Annotated in this window: 15 protein-coding genes; 3 read left to right on the top strand and 12 right to left on the bottom strand. The window is 71.0% G+C overall.

Translation table 11 applies throughout. The features are described from left to right. Window positions 1-10: 10 nt before the first annotated feature. The 6 genes from ACTJJZ_RS04425 to ACTJJZ_RS04400 form a co-directional block, all read right to left on the bottom strand. Complete coding sequence (locus tag ACTJJZ_RS04425) at window positions 11-1,258, bottom strand: ATP-binding protein (RefSeq protein ID WP_440719964.1); 1,248 nt, start codon at window positions 1,256-1,258, stop codon at window positions 11-13. 154 nt (window positions 1,259-1,412) lie between these two features. Continuing rightward, complete coding sequence (locus tag ACTJJZ_RS04420) at window positions 1,413-2,306, bottom strand: Cof-type HAD-IIB family hydrolase (RefSeq protein ID WP_440719963.1); 894 nt, start codon at window positions 2,304-2,306, stop codon at window positions 1,413-1,415. After that, window positions 2,306-3,169: an exodeoxyribonuclease III gene (locus ACTJJZ_RS04415; protein ID WP_440719962.1), complete on the bottom strand. Its 864-nt coding sequence runs from the start codon at window positions 3,167-3,169 to the stop codon at window positions 2,306-2,308. The genes ACTJJZ_RS04420 and ACTJJZ_RS04415 overlap by 1 nt, the downstream gene beginning before the upstream one ends. 159 nt (window positions 3,170-3,328) lie before the next feature. Further along, entirely contained in the window at window positions 3,329-5,509 is a 2,181-nt protein-coding gene (locus tag ACTJJZ_RS04410; RefSeq protein WP_440719961.1) for a malate synthase G, read from the bottom strand. After that, the gene (locus ACTJJZ_RS04405) at window positions 5,506-5,937 is read right to left on the bottom strand and encodes a GlcG/HbpS family heme-binding protein (protein WP_440719960.1); all 432 of its coding nucleotides are present in this window, start codon (window positions 5,935-5,937) and stop codon (window positions 5,506-5,508) included. Before ACTJJZ_RS04405 ends, ACTJJZ_RS04410 begins: the two co-directional genes overlap by 4 nt. A 128-nt stretch (window positions 5,938-6,065) precedes the next feature. Then, complete coding sequence (locus tag ACTJJZ_RS04400; protein WP_440719959.1) at window positions 6,066-6,608, bottom strand: YbhB/YbcL family Raf kinase inhibitor-like protein; 543 nt, start codon at window positions 6,606-6,608, stop codon at window positions 6,066-6,068. A 165-nt stretch (window positions 6,609-6,773) separates the two neighbouring features. On the opposite strand from ACTJJZ_RS04400, the gene pyrE reads away from it, so the two are divergent. Further along, window positions 6,774-7,349, top strand: coding sequence for an orotate phosphoribosyltransferase (pyrE, locus tag ACTJJZ_RS04395; RefSeq protein ID WP_440719958.1), 576 nt, complete (start codon window positions 6,774-6,776; stop codon window positions 7,347-7,349). 17 nt (window positions 7,350-7,366) lie between these two features. Next, entirely contained in the window at window positions 7,367-8,284 is a 918-nt protein-coding gene (locus tag ACTJJZ_RS04390) for an ROK family protein (protein WP_440719957.1), read from the top strand. 254 nt (window positions 8,285-8,538) lie between these two features. On the opposite strand, the gene ACTJJZ_RS04385 is transcribed toward ACTJJZ_RS04390, so the two are convergent. From ACTJJZ_RS04385 to ACTJJZ_RS04365, 5 genes are all read right to left on the bottom strand, one after another. Continuing rightward, the gene (locus tag ACTJJZ_RS04385) at window positions 8,539-8,712 is read right to left on the bottom strand and encodes a hypothetical protein (RefSeq protein ID WP_440719956.1); all 174 of its coding nucleotides are present in this window, start codon (window positions 8,710-8,712) and stop codon (window positions 8,539-8,541) included. Continuing rightward, window positions 8,709-9,281, bottom strand: coding sequence for a YdeI/OmpD-associated family protein (locus tag ACTJJZ_RS04380; protein ID WP_440719955.1), 573 nt, complete (start codon window positions 9,279-9,281; stop codon window positions 8,709-8,711). Before ACTJJZ_RS04380 ends, ACTJJZ_RS04385 begins: the two co-directional genes overlap by 4 nt. 3 nt (window positions 9,282-9,284) lie before the next feature. Further along, a complete protein-coding gene (locus tag ACTJJZ_RS04375; protein WP_440719954.1) occupies window positions 9,285-10,115 on the bottom strand; it encodes an HAD-IIA family hydrolase in 831 nt (276 codons plus the stop codon). Between the two features lie 163 nt (window positions 10,116-10,278). Then, window positions 10,279-10,911: a metal-dependent transcriptional regulator gene (locus tag ACTJJZ_RS04370; RefSeq protein WP_440719953.1), complete on the bottom strand. Its 633-nt coding sequence runs from the start codon at window positions 10,909-10,911 to the stop codon at window positions 10,279-10,281. A gap of 30 nt (window positions 10,912-10,941) precedes the next feature. Next, window positions 10,942-11,292, bottom strand: a complete 351-nt coding sequence (locus tag ACTJJZ_RS04365; RefSeq protein WP_440719952.1) for a hypothetical protein — start codon at window positions 11,290-11,292, stop codon at window positions 10,942-10,944. A gap of 166 nt (window positions 11,293-11,458) precedes the next feature. On the opposite strand from ACTJJZ_RS04365, the gene ACTJJZ_RS04360 reads away from it, so the two are divergent. Beyond that, complete coding sequence (locus ACTJJZ_RS04360) at window positions 11,459-12,076, top strand: DUF1003 domain-containing protein (RefSeq protein ID WP_440719951.1); 618 nt, start codon at window positions 11,459-11,461, stop codon at window positions 12,074-12,076. A gap of 9 nt (window positions 12,077-12,085) precedes the next feature. Here the strand turns inward: ACTJJZ_RS04360 and ACTJJZ_RS04355 are convergent, their stop codons facing one another. Next, on the bottom strand, window positions 12,086-13,375 hold the full coding sequence (locus ACTJJZ_RS04355) for an Nramp family divalent metal transporter (protein ID WP_440719950.1): 1,290 nt from the start codon (window positions 13,373-13,375) through the stop codon (window positions 12,086-12,088). Window positions 13,376-13,481: the final 106 nt, after the last annotated feature.

Raw genomic sequence — 13,481 nt, 5'->3', positions numbered from 1 at the left:
CGGGCGCGATTCAGAGACTCCAGATCGCGCTCAGAGGCATCGCCACCTTCTGTCCGCCGAACGGGAGCGTGTTCTCGCCGAGATACAGCACGATGCCGGCAACGAGGTCGACACCGAGGCGGGCGGCAAGGTGATCGATTCCGCGGAAGTGCTCGGCTTTCGCCGTGGCGGATGCCTTCACTTCGATCGCGATGACCTCGCCTCGACGGTTCTCCAGCACGATGTCGACCTCGACACCGTCCTTGGTGCGGTAATGGGACAAGTCGGCAGAGGTCTGCGACCACGTCAGCTGGCGAGCCAGCTCCATCATGGTGAACCCCTCCAGCAGATTTCCGAGGGCGTCGTCGCGGCGTCGGAGTCCCGCGGCATCCTGCCCCAGCAGGTTCGCAGCGATTCCGGAGTCCACCATCGCAACCTTTGCCGTCGCCACCGCGCGACTGCTGAGATTACGGGACCAGGCCGGAATGCGTTTGATGAGGAAGACCTCCTCGAGCAGGCCGAGATACCGGGAGATCGTCGATTGCGGCAGTCCGAGTTCACCGGCGAGCCGTCCCGGTACGAGCAACTGCCCGGATCTTGCGGCGAGCATCCGGATCAAGGCGCGCAGCTGCGGCACGCGTTCGATCTCGGACAGCTGAATGACGTCGCGATTCACGATGTCGCTCACGTAGTTGTCCAGGAAGGCCGACCGGCGTCGTCCTGCCCGCGCAACGGCTTCGGGGAAGCCCCCGCGCACGATCCGTTCGATGTAGTCGACTCGGCGGTCGGCGCTGGAATGACGCGCGGCTGCTCCTTCAGCGAAGACGGTGTCGATGAAGCCGTCAGAGGTGCCGTCGATCTCTCCCTGTGACAGCGGCCACAACTCGATCGTCTCCATTCGTCCGGGAAGCGCATCGGGAACCGCTCGCATGCTCAAGAGGCGCGCAGAACCCGTCAGCAGGAACTGCCCCGGATGGGGATCGACGTCGACTGCTTCTTTGATCGCGAGCATGAGCTCTGGCGCGCGCTGGACCTCGTCGATGATGGTCAGCGGTCGGTCACGGTCCACGAAGCCCGTGGGGTCGGCGAGCGCGGACTGGCGGGTCGTCCCGTTGTCGAGGCTCAGCCACTCGGCGTCCCGTTCGCGACCGACTTGGGAGACGAGGGTGCTCTTGCCGCACTGGCGAGCGCCGTTCACGAGTACCACTCGGGTGTCATCGAGTGCCTCGTCGATCGAGCGCCGCGCCCGGCGAGGGTAGAGTCCTCGGGCTTCCGACATGCTCCGATGATGTCATGGATGCAAGTTTGGTCGCAACGCGTGTGCAAGTCTGGCCGCTGATCGTGCGCAAGTTCAGACGCTAGTCAGACGCAAGTTTCGTCGCTCGGAACGCGGTCGATGTCCCGGCGGCCGCGACACCCGGCCTCGCCGTCCATCAGCCGGCGAGCATCCGCTCCAGGAGCATCGCCACGCCGTCCTCCGTGTTCGACGCGGTGATCTCGTCGGCGGCGGCGAGGGCCTCGGGCTCTGCGTTCGCCATGGCAACACCGCGGCCGGCCCAGCGCAGCATCTCCACGTCGTTGAGGGCGTCGCCGAAGGCGAGCACCTCGGTGCGGTCGATGCCGAGCCCGGCACACAGTCGTGCGAGGCCCGTCGCCTTGGTCACGCCCTCGGCCATGACCTCGACGAACGGCGCGCCCGACAGCGTCGCCGCGAACCCCGCCTGATCCAGGGTGCCCAGCACGGCGAAGACGTCGGCGGGCGGCATGGCGGCGTGCCGGATCACGAGCTTCAGACTCGGCGCCGCGAGCACCTCGGCGAGCGGGAACGCGCCCATCGTCGCGGGATCGCGCTTGTGGTCGCCGTGCACAGCGACCACGGCGTAGCCGGCCTGGGCGACGAACACCTCACCGGCCGCACGCACGCTCGCGAACAGCGGCTCCGGGATCCGCTCGCCCAACTCGTGCGCGATCCGACGCTGCACCGCAGGATCGATCTCCGTGGCGAAGAGCTGCTCACTCGTGGTGAGGTGCACCCCGTAGGCGCCGTTCCCGCACAGCGCCCAGCCGTCGAATCCGGCCTGCGCCGCGATCGCGCGCAACCCGATCGGCTGGCGCGCCGTGACCGGCACCACGACGATCCCCGCCGCCCGTGCCGCGTCGAGGGCGGCGCGGGTGCGTGCGCTGACGCGGCCGGTGGGATCCAGCAGGGTGCCGTCGAGATCGGTGGCGATCAGGCGGATCCGGGAAGGGGTCGCGGTGCCCGCCGGGGAGCCGAGGGCGCTCGAAGGCCCCGGTACCGGGGTTCCCGCCGAGACGCCCGTCACCATCAGGCGAAGATCATCGGGAGGTCGTCGTCCTCCTCGGCGGCACCGAGATCGAGATCGACGACCACGGGGACGTGATCGCTGGGCTGCTCACCCTTGCGCTCGTTGCGGTGGATCGCGGCGCCGGACACCTTGTCGGCGAAGGCGGCGGATCCGAGCACGAAGTCGATCCGGATCCCCTCGTTGCGCGGGAACTTCAGCCGCTGGTAGTCCCAGTAGGTGTAGCCCTCGGGCAGGATCGGACGCACCACGTCCTGCACGCCCGCGGACTCGAGGGCGAAGAACGCGGCGCGCTCCTCGGGCGAGACATGGGTCGAGCGCCCGACGACGATGTCCGGATCCCCGTTGTCGTGGTCGAACGGGATGATGTTGAAGTCGCCGACCAGCGCGAGCGGCAGATCGGGCGTGGCAGCGATCTCGGCGGCGGTCGCGGCGCGCAGCGCGTCGAGCCACTGCAGTTTGTAGTCCAGGTGCGGGTCGGCGAGGGAGCGGCCGTTCGGTACGTACAGGCTCCACACGCGCACGCCGTTCACGATCGCGCCGAGGGCTCGCGCCTCGAGCGGTGCGTCCGTGCCGATGTGCACCGGCGCGGTTGCGGTGGCCTTCGCGAAACCGGGCATGCCGTCGAAGCCGGTGCGGACGTCGGTCATCGGCTCACGGCTCGCGATCGCGACGCCGTTCCACTGGTTCAGGCCGTGCACCTCGACGTGGTAGCCGGCGTCCTCGAACGGCGCGTACGGGAACTGCTCCGGCTTGCACTTGACCTCCTGCATCGCGAGCACGTCGATGTCCTCGCGCACGGCGAACTCGACCGTGCGGGCGACGCGGGTGCGGATGGAGTTGACGTTCCAGGTGGCCAGGCGCATGGATCCAGCCTACGGGCGGGCACGGACACCTCCGACCCCAGGGCCGAGCCTCGACGGATCCGCTTCGAGGGACGCAAATGGCTGCATCCACGGTGGGAATGCAGCCATTTGCGTACTTCGAAACGGGAGGCAGCCCCTCCCGGGCGAACGAGAGCCGGGTCAGGCGCGCGCGGCCTGCTCGGCCTTCTTCTCGCGGCGCAGGCCGTGCAGCAGCGGCTCGGTGTAGCCGCTGGGCTGTGCGGCGCCCTCGGTGATGAGGCGGCGGGCGGCAGTGAACGCGATGCCGGGCTCCTCGCCGTCGGCGAACGCGAGCGGCTCGTAGTTCGGGTCCCCGGCGTTCTGCGCGTCCACGACCACCGCGAGGCGGCGCAGGCTGTCATCGACCTGCTCCTCGGTGATCACGCCGTGCAGCAGCCAGTTCGCCAGTAGCTGGCTCGAGATGCGCAGCGTCGCGCGGTCCTCCATGAGGCCGATGTCGTGGATGTCGGGCACCTTCGAGACGCCGACGCCCTGGTCGATCCAGCGCACCACGTAGCCGAGGATGGACTGCACGTTGTTGTCGACCTCGGTCGCGACGACCTCGTCCGTCAGCACGCCCTCGGGGGCGAGCGGCGGCACCAGCAGGCGCTCCAGGGCGCTGTCGTCGACCGGCGGCAGAGCGGCCCGCGCGGCGAACGCGTCGACCTGGTGGTAGTGCAGGGCGTGCAGCGTGGCGGCTGTGGGCGAGGGCACCCACGCGGTCGACGCACCGGCGCGCGGGTGCGCGATCTTCTTCTTCAGCATGTCGTGCATGAGATCCGGCTCGGCCCACATGCCCTTGCCGATCTGAGCGTGGCCGGTCAGGCCGCTTGCGACGCCGATCGCCACGTTGCGGTCCTCGTACGCCTGCATGAACGGCTGCGCCTTGATCTCCGCCTTCGGCAGGAACGGTCCCGCATGCATCGACGTGTGGATCTCATCGCCGGTGCGGTCGAGGAAGCCGGTGTTGATGAACACGACCCGGTCGCTCGCGGCGGCGATCGCGGCGGCGAGGTTCGCCGAGGTGCGGCGCTCCTCGTCCATGATGCCGACCTTCATGGTGCGCGCGGGCAGGCCCAGCAGCTGCTCGACGCGGCCGAACAGCTCGGCCGCGAACGCGACCTCCTCCGGGCCGTGCATCTTCGGCTTCACGATGTACATCGATCCGGTACGCGAGTTCGTGCCCTTGTTCGGCCCCTCGAGCTCGGGGAGGGATCCGAGGGCTGTCATGATCGCGTCCACGATGCCCTCGAAGACCTCGTCGCCGTTGCGGTCGAGCACGGCGGGGGTGCGCATGAGGTGGCCGACGTTGCGGACGAACAGCACGGCGCGGCCGGGCAGGGTCACCTCGCCGCCGTCGGCCGTGCGATAGGTGCGGTCGGGGTTCAGCGCACGGGTGAAGGTCTTGCCGCCCTTGGTCACGGTCTCGGTGAGCGTGCCGTCCATGAAGCCGCGCCAGTTGCGGTAGCCGAGGGCCTTGTCCTCGCCGTCGACCGCGGCGACGGAGTCCTCGAGGTCGAGGATCGTGGTGACCGCCGATTCCAGGATGATGTCCTGCACGCCGGCGGCGTCGGTGCGGCCGATGGGGCCTTCGCGGTCGATCAGGATCTCCGCGTGCAGGCCGTTCTGCACGAGCAGCACGGTGGCGGGGGCGTCGGCCTCCCCGGTGTAGCCGACGAAGCGGCCGGCGTCCGCCAGGCGGCGCTCGCCGGTCGCGGTCGAGACCACCAGGCGGTCGGCGTCGACGCGGTAGCCGGTGGCGTCGCGGTGCGAGCCCTCGGCGAGCGGGGCGATCTCGTCGAGCAGCTCGCGTCCGAAGGCCACCACGGCCTCGGCACGCTTCGGGTTGAACTCCTTGCCCGGGGCGAGGTCGCCGGTGCGGTCGATCGCGTCGGTGCCGTAGAGCGCGTCGTACAGCGAACCCCAGCGGGCGTTCGCCGCGTTCAGGGCGAAGCGCGCGTTCAGCAGCGGCACCACGAGCTGCGGACCGGCCATGGTGGCGATCTCGGGGTCGACGTTCTCGGTGGTCACGGCGACCGACTCGGGCACGGGGACCAGGTAGCCGATCTCGGTGAGCAGTGCGCGGTAGGCGGCCGGATCCGGCTGGCCCGGGTTCTGGCGGTGGAACTCGTCGATCTTCTGCTGCAGCTCGTCGCGCTTCGCGAGCAGCGCGGCGTTGCGGGGCACGAGGTCGTGCACGATCGCGCTCACGCCGCTCCAGAACGCCGTGGCGTCGCGGCCGGAATCGGCAAGCGACGCTTCAGCGAACTCGACGATCGGCGCGGCGACCGACAGGTCTGCGCGGGTGAGGTACGAGGTCATAGTTCCATTCCTTCTGTGCGGGCGCCGAGGCGCTTCAGGGTCTCGAGGGCGATCTCGGCGTCCAGCCCGGGCGGGCCGCCGGCGATGCCGAGGCCGCCGACGTGGAGGTCGCCGAAGACGATCGGCACGCCTCCGTCGATCGTGGTCATGGTCCCGCCCGTGCCGAGCGGGAGGGTCGCGGCGAGCGCCTCGGGGATCTGGCCGGTGCGGCGGCGGATCGAGGCGCTGCTCTTCGCCTTGCGCTGGGCGGTCTCCGCGCTGTGCGGGGTGGAGCCGTCGGCCATGCCGTAGGCGATGAGCGTCATCGACGGGTCGGCGACGGCGGCGACCGTGGGCAGGCCGCGTTCCGCGCCGATCTCGAGGGCCAGCGCCACGGCGCGCGCGGCCGTCTCGTAGGTGATCGTGACGGTCTGTCGGTGCGTGGACATCGGCGTCTCCTCGGCGTGATTTATCTCGATGTCGAGATTACCCTCGCAGGGAGATTACCACAATGTGAAGCTTAAGTTCCACATCTCGAAAGTAGTTGATTCGAGGATCCGCGAGCGCACGCATCCGCTCAGCGCTCCGCCGGATCCGCCGTACCGACGAGGATCCCCCGCGCGAGCACGTGGAAGTGCCGGTTGAAACCGAGGTACGCCGGCGTCTCATCGCCGTCGAGGGCGATCTCCTCGATGTCCAGGGCGTCGACCGTGAAGAAGTAGCGGTGCACGCCCGTGCCCGCGGGCGGGGCGGCGCCGATGTAGCGCTGCAGCCGGGCCTCGTTCGGCAGCGTGATCGCCGCCGCCGGCAGCGAGCCGGGCTCCCCGTCGCCCGCGCCCGCGGGCAGGGAGCGCACGTCGGCCGGGAGGTTCGCGACCGCCCAGTGCCAGAAGCCGGATCCCGTCGGCGCGTCCGGATCGAACACGCTCAGCGCGAAGCTCTTGGTGCCTGCAGGCGGCTCTCCCCAGATCAGTGCCGGGGAGCGGTCGTCGCCACCACGGGACTCGGACCACGCCCAGGCGGGGAGGGGGCCGCCGGCGTCGAAGTCGGGGCTGGCGAGCTCCAGCGGCGGGACCGGCTTCAGCCGGGCCAGGGCGGCGTACGGGTCGAGGTCGAGCATGGCATCCTCCTTCGTCGCGGACCCCGCCAGTCTCGCACCGGGCCGCGCGGCGGGCCAGACCCGCCTCGCCCTCGACCCTTCGACGGCTCGGACGGCATCGTGCGCTCGATCCGATGCCCCCAGCCGGCCGTCGGGGACGCGGATCCGCCGTCCTAGACTGAAGCCGTGACGCTCAGCACCCCCGAACTCGAAGCCGACCGCCAGGCGCTCATCGCCCTCATCAAGGACGAGGCGGTGTTCCACGGAGACTTCACGCTGTCCAGCGGCAAGAAGGCGACCTACTACGTCGACATGCGCAAGCTCACGCTCGACCACCGCGCCGCGCCCGCGATCGGCCGCATCGTGCTCGACCTCATGCAGGGCCTGGATGGCATCGAGGCCGTCGGCGGCCTCACCCTGGGCGCCGATCCGATCGCCAACGCCGTCATGCACGAGTCCGTGCGCGCGGGCACCCCGGTCGACGCGTTCGTCGTCCGCAAGGAGCCGAAGGATCACGGGCGCGGGCGCCAGATCGAGGGCGCCGACGTCACGGGCAAGCGCGTCGTCGTCGTCGAGGACACGTCGACGACGGGCGGATCGCCGCTGAAGGCCGTCGAGGTGCTGCGCAAGGCCGGCGCCGAGCCGGTCGCCGTGATCTCGATCGTCGACCGCAAGACCGGCGCGCAGGCCGCGATCGAGGCGGAGGGCCTGCAGTGGCTCGCCGCGATCGACCTCGCCGACCTCGGCCTCGCCCCGCAGTGAGCGGCACGGAAGCCCCCGTGAGCGGATCCGCGGAACGCATGATCGCGCTCGCCGTCGACGTCGGCGGCACCAAGCTCGAGGCCGCTCTCGTGCGCGCCGACGGGACCGTCGTCGCCGGCACCCGCAGCCGCCGCGACACCGGACCGTCGGCGACCTTCGGGTCGCTGCGCGCGGCGATCGGCGAGGTCGTCGCGCACGCCCTGGCCGGCCGCGGCGCCGACGACCAGGTGATCGGCGCCGGCATCGGCAGCGCGGGCCCGGTCGACCGGGAGCAGGGCACCATCGCCCCGGTGAACATGCCGGACGCGCGCGGATTCGACCTGCGCGGCGCGGTCCGCGAGGCGGCGTCGGCCGCCCTCGGCGCGCCGGTGCCCACCGTGCTCGCGCACGACGGCGGTTGTCTCGCGCTCGCCGAGTCGTGGCTCGGCGCCACCCGCGGGGCGGCGGCGTCGCTGTCGATCGTGGTGTCGACCGGCGTCGGCGGAGGCTTCGTCGTAGGGGGCAGCTACCTACCCGGATCCTCGGGCAACGCCGGGCATCTCGGCCAGGTGCACGCGACTCCCGAGCTGACCGTCGAGCAGGTCGCGTCGGGGCCGGCGAGCGTCGCCTGGGCGCGCGAGCAGGGCTGGTCGGGGGAGCGCGGGGAGGACCTCGCGCGGGACGCCGCTGCGGGAGACGGGATCGCGCGCGCTGCGATCGAGCGCTCCGCCCGCACCGTCGGCGCGGCTCTCGCGGACGCCTCGACCCTGGTCGATCTGGAGGTCGTCGCGATCGGCGGCGGCTTCTCCCGCGTCGCCGAGGACTACATCGAGCTGGTGCAGGCCGCGCTGACCGAGACCGCGGCGCACGACTACTCCCGCCGCACCCGGGTGGTGCGCTCGGGGCTCGGCGACGAAGGGCCGCTCATCGGCGCCGCCGCCCTCGTGCTCCGGTAGGGGGAGAGCGCCCCCGGGTCGCCCGGCGCCGACGTGGAGATGGAAAACGCCGCTCCCGCGGGCCTGGGAGCGGCGAAATCCATCTCCGCGAGGTCGGAGTTCGAGGCTGGAGATGGAAAACGTCGCTCGCGCGGGCCTGGGAGCAGCGAAATCCATCTCTGCGAGGCCGACGTTCGAGGCTGGAGATGGAAAACGTCGCTCCCGCGGGCCTGGGAGCAGCGAAATCCATCTCCGACGCGCGGGCACCACGGCTCTCAGCGATCCCGGGGAGGATCGTCGTCCTCGTCCCACGGGCCTTCCCACCAGGCGCCGCGATCGCGGGCGGAGCCGCCACCGCGGCGGCTCTGCAGGAACCGCACGATCCAGACGACGAGCGCCGTCACCGCGATCAGCAGCAACACCCACAGCAGCAGCTGGTTCTGGCTCATGGCCGCTTTCCCACGGCGGCATCGGCGACGATCTTCGCGATGCGGGCCGCCCGGGTCTCCGGCCGCTTCGCCATCGCGATCCGGGTCAGGCCGACCTTCTTCGCCGACGGCGGGAAGGCGTCCCAGCCGGCGCGGCCCGCGGGCGAGGCCTCGAGGGCAGCGGTGAGGTCCTCGGGCTCGATGCCGGCCTCCGGACCGTCCAGCACGGTCCAGGCGCCGTTCGTCTTGGCGATCTCGATCGCCCGGATCCCGGCCTCCTCGAGCAGCCCGGCGGCCTCGAGCGCGGCGACCCTGGCCTTGTTCGTGGCGGCCCAGCCGCTCGCGGAGCGGCGCGGCGCGAACCACAGACCGCCGATCCGCTCGTCGAAGCTGCGCACCGGGCCATCGATCCAGCCGAAGCAGAGGGCCTGCAGGATCGCGTCCTCATAGCCGACGTGCACGTCGTCGTTGCCGGGGCGCGGACGCACGAGCCAGGCGCCCGCGGCGGTCGCATGGTTCGCCTGCAGCCACGCGCGCCAGGTGGCGGCATCGGCCGCGGTGACCCGCTCGCCCTCGTCGAGTGCGCCCATCGATCAGCCCTTCGCGGTCTTCGGCGCCTTCTGCGGGATCGTACGGATCGTCTCGGTGATGCGCGGCAGCAGATCCGCGACCGACTGCACGACCTCATCCGGCCGGAAGGGATACTTCTCGATCTCGGCGGTGTCGCTGATCCCGGTGAGGACGAGGATCGTGTGCAGCCCGGCTTCGATCCCGGCGACGACGTCGGTGTCCATCCGGTCGCCGATCATGCCGGTGCGCTTGGAGTGCGCGCCGATCTTGTTCAGCGCCGAGCGGAACATCATCGGGTTCGGCTTCCCGACGACGTACGGCTCCTTGCCGGTCGCCTTCGTGATGAGGGCGGCGATCGCACCGGTCGCGGGCAGCGGGCCGTCGGCGCTCGGCCCCGTGGCGTCCGGGTTGGTGACGATGAACCGCGCGCCGTCGTTGATCAGGCGGATGGCCTTCGTGATCGCCTCGAAGGAGTAGTTGCGCGTCTCGCCGACCACGACGAAGTCGGGGTTGGTCTCGGTCATGATGAAGCCGGAATCGTGCAGCGCCGTGAGGATCCCCGCCTCGCCGATGACGAAGGCAGATCCGCCAGGGAGCTGCTGCTTGAGGAAGTCCGCGGTCGCGAGTGCGGAGGTCCAGATGCGCTCTTCGGGAACGTTCAGGCCGCTCGTGCGCAGCCGCGCGGACAGGTCGCGCGCCGTGAAGATCGAGTTGTTCGTGAGCACGAGGTACGGGATCCCGCTGCTCTCCCACCCGGCGAGCAGCTCGGAGGCTCCGGGGATGGCGTCGTTCTCATGAACCAGCACGCCGTCCATGTCGGTCAGCCAGCATTCGATGTCATCGCGTTGTGCCATGCGCTCAGCCTAGGACCGCGGGGTTACGGCCGCATGACGAAGGCCGGCGGCATCGCGCGCACCGTTCTCAGGCTGGAAATGAATCAGAGACCCCGAATCGACCGTGTTCACGTCATCACGCGCATTCGATCCTGAGAACGGTCGGATCGGCCGCTGTGCGCGGTCAGGCCGAGAGCCAGATCACGTCGGCGGCGCCATCCGGCAGTGCGGTGTCGAGGCCGCCGATCCGCAGACCGTGCGGCACCACCACGACCTCGCCTCCGATCGCCACGCCGGCCGACTCGAGCGAGCGCAGCAGCTCCGGATCGCGGTCGTCCACCCGCAGCACGCGGCCGCTGTGCCCCGGATCCGCATCCGCCAGCAGCACGAACGGATCGCGCGCCACGGAGCCGGACGCATCCGGGATCGCGTCGCCGTGCGGGTCGAACCGGGGACGGCCGAGGCGCTCGTCGATGCCCTCCAGCAGCCGGTCGCTGATCGTGTGCTCGAGGATCTCCGCCTCGTCGTGCACCTCGTCCCAGGCGTAGCCGAACTCGCGCACCAGCCAGGTCTCGATGAGGCGGTGCCGGCGCAGCATGGCCAGAGCGCGGTGCTCGCCCTGCTCGGTCAGGCGCACCGCGCCGTACGGCACGTGCGAGACCAGGCCGGACGCGGCGAGCTTCTTCACCATCTCGGTCACGCTGGAGGGCGCGATGCCGAGCTTCGCCGCCAGCTGAGACGGGGTGATCGGGTTCGGCTGCCACTCCGTGTGCGCGTACACCGTCTTCAGGTAGTCGTCGGCTGCGGGGGATGCCACAGAGTCAGCCTAGCCGGGCGTCGCAGCGGCTCAGTGGCCGAGTGCGGAGATCACTGAGAACGCGGCCTGACCCGCGAAGAACATGATCCCGAAGCCGGCCAGGGCGCCGAGCAGCGACAGCCGGCCGTCGAAGTCCTCGACGCCTCGCATGCCGATCGCGCGGGCGCGGAACGACAGGATCAGCGTGAGCGCGCCGAGCACGAGCTGCACCCACGGGCCGCCGAACGGCAGCAGCTTCGGCACGGCGAGCAGCAGGATCCCGAGCACGGCGGTGACGAGCGACGCCCACGTGCAGATCCGCACGCCCCGGCGGGCTGCGGCCTGCGCCTCGGCCTTCTCGGCGGCGCGCTGCGCGGCGGACGGGCGGCGTGATCGGGCCATCCCTCGAGCCTACCCGCGACGGTTGTGCCTCAGCCTCCGCAGGGATGCAGCCGGCAGGATCCGAGGCCGCGCTCGAACCGCGAGCCGTCGCGATGCGGCACTCGTGGGCGGGAGACTGGAGGCAGCCGGCCGCTTCGCGATGGCGGCTGCATGACGGGAGCAGACGATGTCCACAGAGAGCTTCGACGCGTTCCTCCACCGCCTGCCGTCGGGCAGCGCCCGGCCGTCTCCCGAAGGCACGTGGCATCAGCGCGCCCGCGGGCAGCTCACGCTCGGGGAGCGCTCGGCCGACCGGTTGCGCAACGTGATGGGCAGCTGGGGGTTCGTCGGCGGGTTCCTCGTCTTCATGGCGGGCTGGTGGCTTCTCAATTCCGTCAAGACCACGACCTGGGATCCGTATCCGTTCATCCTGCTGAACCTGTTCCTCAGCATGCTGGCGGGGTTGCAGTGCGCGATCCTGCTCATCGCGGCCAAGCGGCAGGACTCGATCTCGGAGGCGCTCGCCCAGCACGACTTCGACACGAACGTCGCGGCGAAGGTCGACATCGAGGCGCTGCTGGAGATCAACAGGCGTCAGCTCGAGATGATCGCCGAGCTGCAGGGCATCGCCCGGGCGGTGCTGCCCGCGCAGACCAGGCGGGATCTGGAAGTGCAGGAGGTCGACGCGCAGCGGGTCGAGGAGCGCGTGTCCGAAGCGCACGCGGAGGTCCGCACGATCGAGGAGCAGCTGATGGAGCAGAGCGAGTCCGCATCGCTGGACGCCGACCCTCCGGAAGCGTCGTAGCGGGCCGGATCAAGATCCGGTGAGCAGCAGCCAGAGGAGCACGGCGTTGAGCGCGATGAGCAGCGCGGCGGCGACGACGCCGGCCGCGGTCGTCCAGAGCCGGTTCGCGTGCCGCCCCAGCGTGCTGCGCTGGGCGGTGAGCACGACCAGCGGGATGAGCGCGAACGGGATCCCGAACGACAGCGCCACCTGGCTGAGCACCAGCGCGAACGTCGGGTCGACGCCGAGCCCGAGGACGACCAGCGCGGGGATCAGCGTGACCAGCCGCCGCACCGGCATCGCGATCCGCACCCGCAGCAGGCCCTGCATGATCTCGGCGCCCGCGTAGGCCCCGACCGCGGTGGAGGCGAGCCCGGAGGCGAGCAGGCCCACCGCGAACAGCGTGCCGATCAGCGGGCCGAGCTGGGCGCTGATCGCCGCGTGCGCTCCCTCGAGAGAATCGGTGCCGGAGACGCCGGGCAGCGTCCTCGCGGCCAGCAGCAGCATGCCCAGGTTCACCGCCCCGGCGATGACCATCGCGAGGGTCACGTCCCAGCGGGTGACCGTGAGCAGTCGCGCGATCGGCGTCCTCGTCCGCGGCTCGGGATCCCCGCCGAGGCGGAGCGGCGCGGATCCGAAGCGGTCGCGGGCGAGCGCGGAGTGCGCGTAGATCGCGTGCGGCATGATCGTCGCGCCCAGGATCGACGCGGCCAGCAGCACGGAGCCGGAGCCGGTGAAGCGCGGAACCAGGCCGCCGAGAGCGGCGGAGGGATCCGGCGGCGCGACGAGGAGCCCGGCGAGGAACCCGACCGTGACGAGCAGGAGGAGGCCGATCACGAGGAACTCGAACGGCCTCGCGCCGCGCCGCCCCTGCACGGCCAGCAGCACCATCGAGACCGCGCCGGTGAGCAGGCCGCCGAGCACCAGCGGCACGCCGAACAGCAGCTGCAGCGCGACCGCGCCGCCGATGACCTCGGCGATGTCGGTGGCCATCGCGACCAGCTCCGCCTGCAGCCAGTACGCGCGACGGGCCGCGCGGTGCTGCAGCCGGTCTCCGAGCAGCTCGGGGAGGCTGCGGCCCGTGACCACGCCGAGCTTGGCGGACAGGTACTGCACCAGCCAGGCGATCACGTTCGCCATCACGACCACCCACACGAGCAGGTATCCGTACCCGGCGCCGGCGGTCATGTTGCTGGCGACGTTGCCCGGATCGACGTAGGCGACGCCGGCCACGAGGGCGGGTCCGAGCAGTGCCACGCCGCGGGTCGAGCCCGCCGCGCGGGAGCGCGGAGGGCTGACCGGCAGCGAGGTTTTCGGCATGCCGAAAAATCTACTCCTTCTTTCGGGTCACCGAAATATCCGAGCCGGGGATCGTGCCGAGTCCGGAGCCGGGAGCCGAGAGCCGGGAGCCGGGAGCCGGGAGCCG

Origin of the sequence: Microbacterium sp. 22242, assembly GCF_052045495.1 — a bacterium.
GTDB lineage: Bacteria > Actinomycetota > Actinomycetes > Actinomycetales > Microbacteriaceae > Microbacterium.
Note: the sequence above shows the minus strand (reverse complement) of the source record. Positions and strands in the feature narration are given on the sequence as shown.

What these genes read in the sequence shown, in the direction of transcription:
- ACTJJZ_RS04425 (WP_440719964.1), bottom strand. Translation starts at nt 1,258, where the DNA reads ATGTCGGAAGCCCGAGGACTCTACCCTCGCCGGGCGCGGCGCTCGATC.
- ACTJJZ_RS04420 (WP_440719963.1), bottom strand. Translation starts at nt 2,306, where the DNA reads ATGGTGACGGGCGTCTCGGCGGGAACCCCGGTACCGGGGCCTTCGAGC.
- ACTJJZ_RS04415 (WP_440719962.1), bottom strand. Translation starts at nt 3,169, where the DNA reads ATGCGCCTGGCCACCTGGAACGTCAACTCCATCCGCACCCGCGTCGCC.
- ACTJJZ_RS04410 (WP_440719961.1), bottom strand. Translation starts at nt 5,509, where the DNA reads ATGACCTCGTACCTCACCCGCGCAGACCTGTCGGTCGCCGCGCCGATC.
- ACTJJZ_RS04405 (WP_440719960.1), bottom strand. Translation starts at nt 5,937, where the DNA reads ATGTCCACGCACCGACAGACCGTCACGATCACCTACGAGACGGCCGCG.
- ACTJJZ_RS04400 (WP_440719959.1), bottom strand. Translation starts at nt 6,608, where the DNA reads ATGCTCGACCTCGACCCGTACGCCGCCCTGGCCCGGCTGAAGCCGGTC.
- ACTJJZ_RS04385 (WP_440719956.1), bottom strand. Translation starts at nt 8,712, where the DNA reads ATGAGCCAGAACCAGCTGCTGCTGTGGGTGTTGCTGCTGATCGCGGTG.
- ACTJJZ_RS04380 (WP_440719955.1), bottom strand. Translation starts at nt 9,281, where the DNA reads ATGGGCGCACTCGACGAGGGCGAGCGGGTCACCGCGGCCGATGCCGCC.
- ACTJJZ_RS04375 (WP_440719954.1), bottom strand. Translation starts at nt 10,115, where the DNA reads ATGGCACAACGCGATGACATCGAATGCTGGCTGACCGACATGGACGGC.
- ACTJJZ_RS04365 (WP_440719952.1), bottom strand. Translation starts at nt 11,292, where the DNA reads ATGGCCCGATCACGCCGCCCGTCCGCCGCGCAGCGCGCCGCCGAGAAG.
- ACTJJZ_RS04360 (WP_440719951.1), top strand. Translation starts at nt 11,459, where the DNA reads ATGTCCACAGAGAGCTTCGACGCGTTCCTCCACCGCCTGCCGTCGGGC.
- ACTJJZ_RS04355 (WP_440719950.1), bottom strand. Translation starts at nt 13,375, where the DNA reads ATGCCGAAAACCTCGCTGCCGGTCAGCCCTCCGCGCTCCCGCGCGGCG.